The sequence below is a fragment of the Eggerthella sp. genome (assembly GCF_048329335.1).
In the GTDB taxonomy this organism is placed as follows: Bacteria; Actinomycetota; Coriobacteriia; order Coriobacteriales; family Eggerthellaceae; genus Eggerthella; species Eggerthella lenta.
Window position 1 is genome coordinate 1 of record NZ_DBFEGU010000449.1, and the last position, 9,445, is coordinate 9,445.

The 9,445-nt window shown below is 68.2% G+C and carries 12 protein-coding genes; all 12 read right to left on the bottom strand.

The window, feature by feature from the left end; all coding sequences use genetic code 11:
• Positions 1-1,078, bottom strand: a 1,078-nt coding sequence (gene trmFO, locus ACMO6A_RS13745; protein ID WP_418471432.1) for a methylenetetrahydrofolate--tRNA-(uracil(54)-C(5))-methyltransferase (FADH(2)-oxidizing) TrmFO, incomplete at its 3' end; no start/stop codon positions are given.
• Between the two features lie 29 nt (positions 1,079-1,107).
• Positions 1,108-1,404, bottom strand: coding sequence for a DUF2442 domain-containing protein (locus ACMO6A_RS13750; RefSeq protein WP_009609143.1), 297 nt, complete (start codon positions 1,402-1,404; stop codon positions 1,108-1,110).
• A gap of 11 nt (positions 1,405-1,415) precedes the next feature.
• Entirely contained in the window at positions 1,416-1,682 is a 267-nt protein-coding gene (locus ACMO6A_RS13755) for a DUF4160 domain-containing protein (protein ID WP_009304457.1), read from the bottom strand.
• 15 nt (positions 1,683-1,697) lie between these two features.
• On the bottom strand, positions 1,698-2,615 hold the full coding sequence (gene dprA, locus ACMO6A_RS13760; protein WP_009609121.1) for a DNA-processing protein DprA: 918 nt from the start codon (positions 2,613-2,615) through the stop codon (positions 1,698-1,700).
• Positions 2,612-4,111 carry a YifB family Mg chelatase-like AAA ATPase gene (locus ACMO6A_RS13765; RefSeq protein WP_015760547.1) on the bottom strand — a complete coding sequence of 500 codons (1,500 nt, stop codon included), beginning with the start codon at positions 4,109-4,111 and terminating at the stop codon, positions 2,612-2,614. The genes dprA and ACMO6A_RS13765 overlap by 4 nt, the downstream gene beginning before the upstream one ends.
• A complete protein-coding gene (locus ACMO6A_RS13770; protein ID WP_015760546.1) occupies positions 4,108-4,629 on the bottom strand; it encodes a YraN family protein in 522 nt (173 codons plus the stop codon). Before ACMO6A_RS13770 ends, ACMO6A_RS13765 begins: the two co-directional genes overlap by 4 nt.
• Before the next feature lie 307 nt (positions 4,630-4,936).
• Positions 4,937-5,725, bottom strand: coding sequence for a ribonuclease HII (locus tag ACMO6A_RS13775; RefSeq protein WP_015760545.1), 789 nt, complete (start codon positions 5,723-5,725; stop codon positions 4,937-4,939).
• A 141-nt stretch (positions 5,726-5,866) separates the two neighbouring features.
• Complete coding sequence (gene rplS, locus ACMO6A_RS13780; RefSeq protein WP_009304464.1) at positions 5,867-6,214, bottom strand: 50S ribosomal protein L19; 348 nt, start codon at positions 6,212-6,214, stop codon at positions 5,867-5,869.
• 192 nt (positions 6,215-6,406) lie between these two features.
• Positions 6,407-6,739, bottom strand: a complete 333-nt coding sequence (locus tag ACMO6A_RS13785) for an AzlD domain-containing protein (protein WP_009304465.1) — start codon at positions 6,737-6,739, stop codon at positions 6,407-6,409.
• Positions 6,739-7,425 (bottom strand): AzlC family ABC transporter permease, encoded by a 687-nt coding sequence (locus ACMO6A_RS13790; RefSeq protein WP_009304466.1) that lies wholly within the window; start codon positions 7,423-7,425, stop codon positions 6,739-6,741. The genes ACMO6A_RS13785 and ACMO6A_RS13790 overlap by 1 nt, the downstream gene beginning before the upstream one ends.
• A gap of 65 nt (positions 7,426-7,490) precedes the next feature.
• The gene (locus ACMO6A_RS13795; protein WP_009609140.1) at positions 7,491-8,534 is read right to left on the bottom strand and encodes a deoxyguanosinetriphosphate triphosphohydrolase; all 1,044 of its coding nucleotides are present in this window, start codon (positions 8,532-8,534) and stop codon (positions 7,491-7,493) included.
• Between the two features lie 44 nt (positions 8,535-8,578).
• The coding region (mtnA, locus tag ACMO6A_RS13800; RefSeq protein WP_418471433.1) for an S-methyl-5-thioribose-1-phosphate isomerase at positions 8,579-9,445 on the bottom strand (867 nt) is incomplete at its 5' end.

Below are 9,445 nucleotides of genomic sequence, written 5' to 3' on the forward strand. Positions count from 1 at the left end.
GCACCGGAACCCCGAGGCGCTCCGCCTCAGGCGAGCGCAAGCGCAGGCTTTCGTCCAGCAGGCGCGGCGCGTCCACGAACGTGTTGCGGTGCATCACGCCGTAGCGCGCGAACTCGGCGTTCTCGAGCCCGGGGATGAGGCGGAACACGCGGCGCTGCTCAGGGAAGGTGAGGTTCGTCTGGAACCCCACGAGGTTGTAGCTGGAACCGTGCGCGTCCTCGGCACGCAGCTGCAGCGCGGCCCATGGGCGATGCCCCGTGCGCGGGTCGGTGAGCCCCACCGGCTTGAGCGTGCCGAAGCGAGGCGCGTCGTGTCCCTTGCGGGCGATCTCCTCGATCGGCTGGCACGCCTGGAACAAGTCGCGCGTCTCGAAGTCGCGGCGGATCACGCGCTCGGCGCCCACGAGCTCGTCGACAAAGGCGTCGTACTCCTCGCGCGAGAACGGCGCGTTCAGGTAGTCGCCCGCATCGGCGGCGGCGTCCTCGTAGCGGCTCTGGCGGAACAGCTTCGCGTAGTCGAGCGAATCGGCCATGACGATAGGGGCGGCGGCGTCGTAGAAGGCCAGGTGCTCTTCGCCGGCGAGCCGGGAAAGCGACGCGGCCAGCGCGTCGGACGCGAGCGGCCCTGCGGCCACCACGAGCGCATCGGCGCCCTCGGCGGCTTGAACGAGGTCGACGACCTCCTCGTGCACGAGATCGATGAGCGGATGCGCCTCCACGAGCGCGGTCACCGCCTCGGCGAACGCCGTCCGGTCGACGGCCAGCGCACCGCCTGCGGGCACGGCATGCAGCTTGGCCTGGGCGTACAGCTGCGATCCCAGCTCGGCCAACTCGCGCTTCAGCATGCCGGCCGCGCTGTCGGGCTTCTCGCTTTTCAGGGAGTTCGAGCACACGAGTTCGGCGCAGCATCCCGTGACATGAACGAGCGTGGGCGTCTTCGGGCGCATTTCGACCAAACGGACCCGCACGCCACGATCGGCGAGCTGCAAGGCCGCCTCGCTCCCAGCGAGCCCGGCCCCTACTATGGTTACTGATTGAGACATGCCGACTAGGATAGCAAAACACAGGCTCCAGCGCATCCGGAAACCCTCGAAACTACGCGCGTTTCTTACCGAACGCGCTCGCTCATCGCGAACAGGGCCTCCGGATACACTTCCTGGCCGTCCGGCCATCCAAGCGCCATCCCGCCGTCGATGATCCGAACGAGCTTCAAATACTCGTCGTCCCGCAGCCGTTCATACGCGCCTCCGCGTTTGAGGAACGACGAGACGTCGAGCCGGCGAAGCTCGCCCGTTTCAAACTCCAGCAGCAGAAGGCAGCCTCCTTCGGCAACGACCTCAACCAGATCGGGTTGGCTTTTGTTCATCACCATCCCGCGCTCTTCATCGAGCACCGGATACCACATGCTACCACCGCCTATCGCAAAGGATCGATCCGAAATGCGGCAAGCCCCTCGCTCATGAGCTTCCAATCGGCCTCCAGCTCCTCTTGATGAAGCACGATCCATGCTCGGAGCAACGCGAGCTTTCGAGGAGGGAAACGGCCGTCGAAAACCCTGCCTTCGAAATCGATAGAGCATTCGAATTCCGCGAACCGAGCATGGATATGAGGCGTATGGTGCCTGCCGTCCGCCTCATTATACATAATGATCACGATGCCGTAGAACATGGATAACGTCGTCATCGCGCTCCTCCTCTCTCATCTCACCGCCGGACCCCAGCGGCCGTCGGGGTGGCGGGCGACGGTGCCGGCGAGCTCGGCTTCGACGAGGCGCTCCATGAGCCAGGATCGCGCATCCTCCCCGCCGCACGATGAGGCGGCGATCGCGTAGAGCTGCTCCATGCTCAGCGGCTCGGCGCGCAGCGCGTCCGCCACCGGGTTCGACGGCTCGTCCGCACGCGGCGCACCGGTGCGCTCGACGGAAGGGACGGTCTCCTGCTTCAGGCATCCGAACAGCGAGAACAGCGCATCCTCGAACGTCTCGTCGTCGATGACGGGCGTCGCGCCCTGGTAGATGAGGCGGTTCGCGCCGCGCGAGGACACGGCCGTTATGGCGCCGGGCACCACGAGCACGTCGCGGTTCGCCGCCAGCGCCTCGTCAGCCGTGGAGAAGGTTCCCGACGGCAATCCCGCCTCCACGATGAGCGTGGCGCGGGCAAGCCCGGCGATGAGGCGGTTGCGCAGGCGGAAACGGTACGGCTTGGGGTCCTCGTCCCACGCGTGCTCGGAGACCACCGCCCCGCCCTCGTCGACGATGCGCTGGAACAGCCCCTCGTGCTCGGCGGGGTACAGCCGGTCGCACCCGCCGCCCAGAAACGCCACCGTGCGTCCGCCCTCCTCCAGCGCGGCCGCATGCGCCGCCGCGTCGCAGCCGCGCGCCCCGCCCGACACCACTACGATGCCGCGCCGGGCGGCCAAGGCCGCGAAGCGCTTGGCGCACCCGCGCCCGTACGGCGTGGCCCTGCGCGCGCCCACGATGGCGATGCCCTCCTGGAGCGCGAAAGGATCGCCTACCACGTACAGCCGATCCGGCGGCTGCGCCACGCTTTCCAGCGCAGAAGGGAAGCCTTCTCCGCCGCGCGCGAGCACCGTGCGCTCGCCAGCGAGCGCGCTCACGATTCCCCCTCGCGCAGGCGGAAGCCGATGGCCTCGCACAGATGGCTGCGCTCCACGCGGGCGCTCTCCTCCATGTCGGCTATCGTGCGCGCGAGCGCGAGCGTGCGCATGATGGCGCGGCCGCTCAGGCGCCCCGCCTTCGCCGCGCCCTCGAGGAAGCCCTCGTCCTGCGTCGTCAGCGCGCAGGCCCGAACAAGCGCCTCCGACGTGAGCGCCTTGTCGTCCTCCCCGTTTCGCGCGCGCCGCCACGACGCGAACTCCCGCGCGCGCAGCACATCGCGGCGCAGCTCCTCGGAGCTCGTGCCGTGCCCGGTGGCCAGCACCTCGCCGGGCGGGATCCTGCGCACCGCGATATGCACGTCGATGCGGTCCATGATGGGTCCGCCGATGCGGTTGCGGTAGAGCTGCATCTGCCGGTGCGTGCACGTGCACGGCTCCTCCTCGTCGCCGTAGTAGCCACAGGGGCACGGGTTGGTGGCCGCCACCAGCATGAACCGCGCCGGGAAGTCGACGTTGCCGTCGGCGCGCGTGAGGGTGACCCGCCCCGACTCCAGCGGCTGGCGGATGCCCTGAAGAACAGACGGGCTGAACTCGGCGAGCTCGTCGAGGAACAGCACGCCGTTGTTCGCGAGCGATATCTCGCCGGGACGCAAGGGCGAGCCGCCGCCGACCAGCCCCGCCAACGTGGCCGAGTGGTGCGGGCTGCGAAACGGCCGCACCCCGCCCAGGATCGGTTCCACCTCCTCGCCGGCGACCGAGTGCACCACCGCCGTCTCGATGGCCTCGGCCTCCGACAGCGGCGGCAGGATGGACGGCAGCCTCGACGCGAGCATGGTCTTGCCCGAACCGGGCGGTCCCGTCATCAGCACGCCGTGGCCGCCCGCCGCCGCGATCTGCAAGGCGCGCTTCGCCATGTCGTGGCCGGCGATGTCCCGGAAGTCAAGCGCGGGCGCACTGCTCGGCTTCGCCGCGTCGGCCACGGCCGGGAACGGGCCCGTCCTGAACCCCGCCAGCGACTTCGCCGCACGGCGCACCAACCCGTCGAGCGCGACGAAACCCTGGTCGACCGGCGCGCATACGAGGTCGACGCCCAACCGTTGCGCGCACAGCGCGTAAGCCAGCAGCCCGGCCACCGGGCGCACCGCCCCCTCGAGCGACAGCTCGCCCACGAACAGCTGGCCGCGCACCGCACGCGGGTCTAACTGCCCCGAAGCGCACAGGATGCCCGCCGCGATGGGCAGGTCGAACCCCGACCCCGTCTTGCGCAAGACGCCCGGTGCCAGGTTCACCACCACCTTGCTGGCCGGCAGCGAGAAGCCGCACGAGCGCAGCGCCGCCTTCACCCGCTCGCGCGATTCCTGCACGGAGGCGTCGGCCAAGCCGACGATGGAGAAGCCGGGAATCCCGTTCGCCATGACCACCTCGACGTCGACCGGAACGGCTTCCACGCCGCGCAGCGTCGCGGACCGCACGACGCACTGCCCCCGCACGCTCATCGGCCCGAGAACGCGTTGATGTGGTGGCGGATCATCGCGCGGTCGGGCGAGATCGCCACGATGGACACGATGTCGAAGCGCACCGGCACGTCCACCACGTCGAAGCCTTGCAGGAACAGCGCCGCGATGCGCTCGTAGCGGTCGCGCTTGGCCTCGTCCACCGCTTCCGCCGGCATGCCGCAGTCGCAGCTCGACCTGGTCTTCACCTCCACGAACACGACGCTGTCGCCGTCGCGCGCGATGATGTCGGCCTCACCCGCCGCGCACGTCCAGTTGCGCTCGACGATCTCGTAGCCGCGCCGGTCGAGAAAGCGAGCGGCGGCGTCCTCGCCTCTACGCCCCAGCTCCGCGTTGCGCTCCCCCGCCGTCTTCTCGCGATCCTGCGCCCGTTCGCCCCGTTTCGCACGCCGCTTGGCCCCCGAGCCTACTCCTCGCCGCTCGCCCGCGCCGGCCTTCTTTCCGCACGTCGCCTGCTCGCCGTCCTGCCATTCGATCGTTGCCGCCGTATCCTGATACATGACACCACGCCCCTTTCGTCCGTGGTTCCATGATAAGGATGCCGTCTTACGCGGCGATGGCACGTATCCAGCGAAACGCACCGCGAAACCTTCCCGGAAAGACACGCCGTTTCCATGCGGATGACACGCGCCTTGCCTCCGTTTCCAACGCGGATCGAACGTATCGTCCATGCGCTTTCGACGCAGATTCCGCACCGAATAGAAGCCGCAGATGGAAAAGCCGTCCAGCTTGCACCCGAAGGCGCGCCGAACGGCTCGCAAGCGTGGAAAACGCAGCGGTGGAAACGTGTGGAAGGACGCGGAGGCGCTAGAACAGGGCAGGTTGCGTGAAGGCCGTGCAGAACGTCGCGCGATGGATGGGCGTGAGACCGTAGCGCTTGATGGCCTCGATATGGGCCGCGCTCGCGTAGCCCTTGCAGGCGTCGAAGCCGTATTCGGGGTACTCCTCGGCGTAGCGGCACATGAGCGCATCGCGCTCTACCTTCGCCACGATGGAGGCGGCGGCGATCGAGGCGCACTTCCCGTCGCCCTTCACCACGTTCACCTCGCGCTCGTCGAGGCGCATCGGGTTGCCGTCGAGCAACACCACGTCGGGGCGCACGCCCGCTTCCTCGATGCGTCTGATCGCGCGTCGGAACGCCAGCGCGAGCGAGGCCGTCATACCGCAAGCGTCGATGTCGGACGCCTCCACGTACTCGACCGTCCAAGCCACGGCCACGGCCTTCACCTGCACGGCGATGCGCTCGCGCGCCTCGGGCTTCACCTGCTTGGAGTCGTTGAGGCCCTCAATGAACGGCTCGGAGGGCAGCACCACCGCGCCCACGGCCAAAGGCCCGGCGAGCGGCCCGCGCCCCACCTCGTCGAGCCCTACGATCACGCCGTCGCCGCGCTCTGCGGCCAGCGCGCGCTCGAACGCGTACAGCGACGCCAGACGCTGCCGTTCCGCCGCCTCGGCCGCCAGACGCGCCCGAGCCCGCTCCACGGCGTCGCGCACGCCCTTGCGCGCGTCGGCCACGAGCGAGCGCTCGAGCACCGCGAACTCGCGCTCGTCGGCTTCGTGCAGGCGTTGCTTGATATCGGCGACGGTCGGTCCCATGAATCCCCCTCGACATGCTCTTCTTCGACCGACCATGATACCAGAAAGGCGCTGCGCGGCCTCGCCCGTCCCTGCAAAAAAGAACCCCCGCCGTCCGGAAGGACGGCGGGGGTTCCTGCAAATCTGAAGCGTATAGAAGGCCTAGCGGTACGCCTTCTCCTTGATCTTCGCGGCCTTGCCCACCTTCTTGCGCAGGTAGTACAGCTTGGCGCGGCGCACATCGCCCTGACGCACGACCTCGATGCGCTCGATCTTCGGGGAGTGCACGGGGAAGGTGCGCTCCACGCCGATGGAGAAGCTGATCTTGCGAACGGTGAACGTCTCGCGATTCGAAGCGCCCTGGCGACGGATGACATCGCCCTGGAACACCTGGATACGCTCGCGGTTGCCCTCGGTGATGCGGTAGTGAACCTTCACGTTGTCGCCGACGTTGAACTCGGGGACGTCCTGCTTGATCTGCTGCTGTTCGATGGCGCGAATGATATCCATGACCCGTTCCTTCTTATATATTCAATGAAACCTAATTGCATGTCGTCTAGTAAAGACACGATTGGATAGTATACCGTCAACGGAACGGTACTGCAAGGAAAAACCTGGGCACATGCGCAAAAACTTGGGCTCTCCACGCATAATGCCGAATTCCGCCGCGCTTCCGGCCCGGTCTTCCGATGCGCACGGCCTCTACAGGAGCATGAGCAGCGCGTACGCGGCCACACCCGAGACGGCGCACCACAGAAGCGATTTCGTCTTCCAGGCGACGAGCGCCACCGCAAGCGCGGCGACCAGGGGCGCGGCTGCCGGCCACAGGCCTGCGTCGAACATGCCGGGCGTCAAAAGGTCGTTCGCGACGAGCGCGGCGAACGCGGCCGGCGGAATGAAGCCGAGCGCCTGCCCGACCCCTTCCGGCAGTTCCTTGCCCTTGAGAACGAACAGCGGCACCACGCGGCAGACCAGCATGGTGATTGCGCAGCACCCCAGCACGATGAAGTAATCGCCCCAGCCCATCGGTTCCATCAGCCGCGCTCCTTCGCCCACGTGAACAGCAGCGCCGCCATCACGCCCACGAGCGCGCCCACGAGTATGGCGGGGCCCGAAAGCCCGATGGTCTTGCATGTGTACACGCCCAGGATGGCGAACGCCGCAGCCACCACGTTGGCCGGCGTCACCTTCTGCGTGACGAGCAGGCAGATGAAGATGGACGTCATGGCGAAGGAGGCTATGGCCAGCGGGATGCCCACGGCGTTGCCCACGAGCACGCCGGCCACGTTCGACAGCGCCCACGAGCTTTGCGAGAAAAGGTTCACGAGCGTGGCGCGGCCAACCGACCAGCCGCCCTCCTCGAACTTCGCCGTGTTCACACCGTAGCTTTCGTCGGTCACCGTAGCCGCGAACAGAAACGCGAGGCGTTTCTTCACACGCTCGCAGCGCGGCGCGAACGAGGCCGAGTACAGCATCTGGCGTGTGTTCACCAGCGACACGCTGGCGATGATGGACGCGAGCGGCGAGCCGGCCAGCCACATGTTCGGGATCATGAACTGGCCCGCGCCCGAGTAGAACACGGCCGACAGCAGGAACACCTGCAGCTCGTTCATGCCGATGGAAGCGCTCAGGATGCCGCAGGGTATGCCGATGGCGACGTAGCCCAGCATGATGGGCAGCGCCGCCGAAAACGATTGCCTGATGTGATCCCCGGAAAGCATAGTTAGACGATTATACAATTCTTGTGCACCCGCGCAACGAAGAAATGTCCTTAGGCCGAGGGAACCTAGTAATGCAGCGCGTTGGGGATGAACAGCCTTTGGTAGAGGTTCTTGGCGTAGCGGTCGGTCATGCCGGCGATGAAGTCGGTGACGGCGCGCAGGTCGTCGCCCTCGGAGATGGCGCGGTACTCCTGCGGAACTTCGCCCGTGTGCGCCACGTAGTAGTCGAACAGGTCGTCCACGAGGTGCGTCGCCTTCGCCACCTCGTCGGTGACGGCAGGGGCGCTGTACACGCGCTCGAACAGGAACGACCGCAGCTCCATCATGGCGTTCCACACCGCGTCGCTCATGCGGATGTCGTCGACGGCGGCCGACGTCTCCACCATGTCGAGCACGAGCGTCTCGATGCGCGACGAATGGTCGGGGCCCAGCATGGCGTGCGTCGACGCCGGCAGGTCGACCTCGCGCAGGATGCCCGCGCGGATGGCGTCGTCGATGTCGTGGTTGACGTACGCGATGCGGTCGGCCGTGCCCACGATGCGCCCCTCCAGCGTCTCGGCGCGCAGGTCGCCGGTGTGGTTGAGGATGCCGTCGCGCACCTCGGACGTGAGATTCAGTCCCTTGCCGCCGTTCTCGATGCGCTCGACCACGCGCAGGCTCTGCTCGTTGTGGCGGTAGAGCGCCTCCGCCTCGGGCGATGCCGGGTCGATCCCCTTGTGGCGCGCCAGGCAGCGCGCGAGCGCCTCCTCCCCCGTATGCCCGAAGGGCGTGTGCCCCAGGTCGTGGCCGAGCGAGATGGCCTCGGCGAGATCCTCGTTCAGCCCCAGCGCGCGGGCGATGGTGCGGGCGATCTGCGCCACCTCCAGCGTGTGCGTGAGACGGGTGCGGAAGTGGTCGCCCTCGGCGGCCAGGAACACCTGTGTCTTGTGCGACAGGCGGCGGAAGGACTTCGTGTGGAGGATCTTATCGCGGTCGCGCTGGTAGTCGGTGCGCAGGATGTCGGGCTCGGCGGATCGGTCGCGGCCGTCGCTCTCGTCGGCGAACGCCGCGTCGCAGGAAAGCTCCACGTGCTCGCGCTGCTCTTGGTCCTCGCGATGGATGATGCGCATAAGGCCCTCCTTTTCCGTCGCCCGTCCGTCGGCGACCTGCAGGATCAGTATACCAACTTATCCGGCTCGAACGCGCCGCGCTCCGTGACGATGCGCGTGATGAGGCCGGCCGGCGTCACGTCGAAGGCCGGGTTCCACACGTCGACGCCCTCGATCGCGACGGGCAGGACCTCGGAGGCATCGCGCTCTTCGATGGGGATGCCCGAGCCGTCCGCGATCGCAGGGTCGATGGTGGAGATGGGCGCGGCCACGTAGAACGGGATGCCGTGATGGCGGGCGAGCACGGCCACGCCGTACGTGCCGATCTTGTTCGCCGCGTCTCCGTTGGCGGCGATGCGGTCGGCTCCCACGATCACGGCGTCCACCTCTCCTTTAGCCATGAGGCTTGCGGCCATGTTGTCGCAGACGAGCGTGCAGGGAACGCCCGCGCGCGCCAGCTCCCACGACGTGAGGCGCGCGCCCTGCCCCACCGGGCGCGTCTCGTCGGCGTACACGCGCTCGATCTTGCCCTGCTCGGCCGCGGCGTATACCACGCCGAGCGCCGTGCCGTAGAACGCCGTCGCCAGGCTTCCGGCGTTGCAGTGCGTGAGCACGCGGCTGCCCTGCCGCAGCAGCGCGGCTCCGTGCGCGCCGATGGCGCGGTTCGCGGCTTCGTCCTCGGCCTCCATGCGCTTCGCCTCCGCGAACAGGGCGTCGGCCACGGCCGCAGGAGCCGCGCCCCCGTCGAGCGCAACACGCGCGCGGCCCAGCACGCGCTCGACCGCCCAGCGCAGGTTCACCGCGGTCGGGCGCGCGCAGGCGATCTCCTCGGCCGTCCGCTCGAGCGCGGCGCGGTATGCGGAAACCTCGCCCGCGCCCGTGTCGCCGCCGGCGGCCTCCCGAGCCCAAAGCGCCACGGCAGCGGCGCCCGC

Coding starts and splice junctions, on each gene's coding strand:
- ACMO6A_RS13750 (WP_009609143.1), bottom strand. CDS start 1,404: ATGTGGTATCCGGTGCTCGATGAAGAGCGCGGGATGGTGATGAACAAA.
- ACMO6A_RS13775 (WP_015760545.1), bottom strand. CDS start 5,725: ATGGGACCGACCGTCGCCGATATCAAGCAACGCCTGCACGAAGCCGAC.
- ACMO6A_RS13755 (WP_009304457.1), bottom strand. CDS start 1,682: ATGACGACGTTATCCATGTTCTACGGCATCGTGATCATTATGTATAAT.
- ACMO6A_RS13765 (WP_015760547.1), bottom strand. CDS start 4,111: ATGAGCGTGCGGGGGCAGTGCGTCGTGCGGTCCGCGACGCTGCGCGGC.
- ACMO6A_RS13795 (WP_009609140.1), bottom strand. CDS start 8,534: ATGCGCATCATCCATCGCGAGGACCAAGAGCAGCGCGAGCACGTGGAG.
- ACMO6A_RS13785 (WP_009304465.1), bottom strand. CDS start 6,739: ATGGAACCGATGGGCTGGGGCGATTACTTCATCGTGCTGGGGTGCTGC.
- ACMO6A_RS13790 (WP_009304466.1), bottom strand. CDS start 7,425: ATGCTTTCCGGGGATCACATCAGGCAATCGTTTTCGGCGGCGCTGCCC.
- ACMO6A_RS13770 (WP_015760546.1), bottom strand. CDS start 4,629: ATGTATCAGGATACGGCGGCAACGATCGAATGGCAGGACGGCGAGCAG.
- rplS (WP_009304464.1), bottom strand. CDS start 6,214: ATGGATATCATTCGCGCCATCGAACAGCAGCAGATCAAGCAGGACGTC.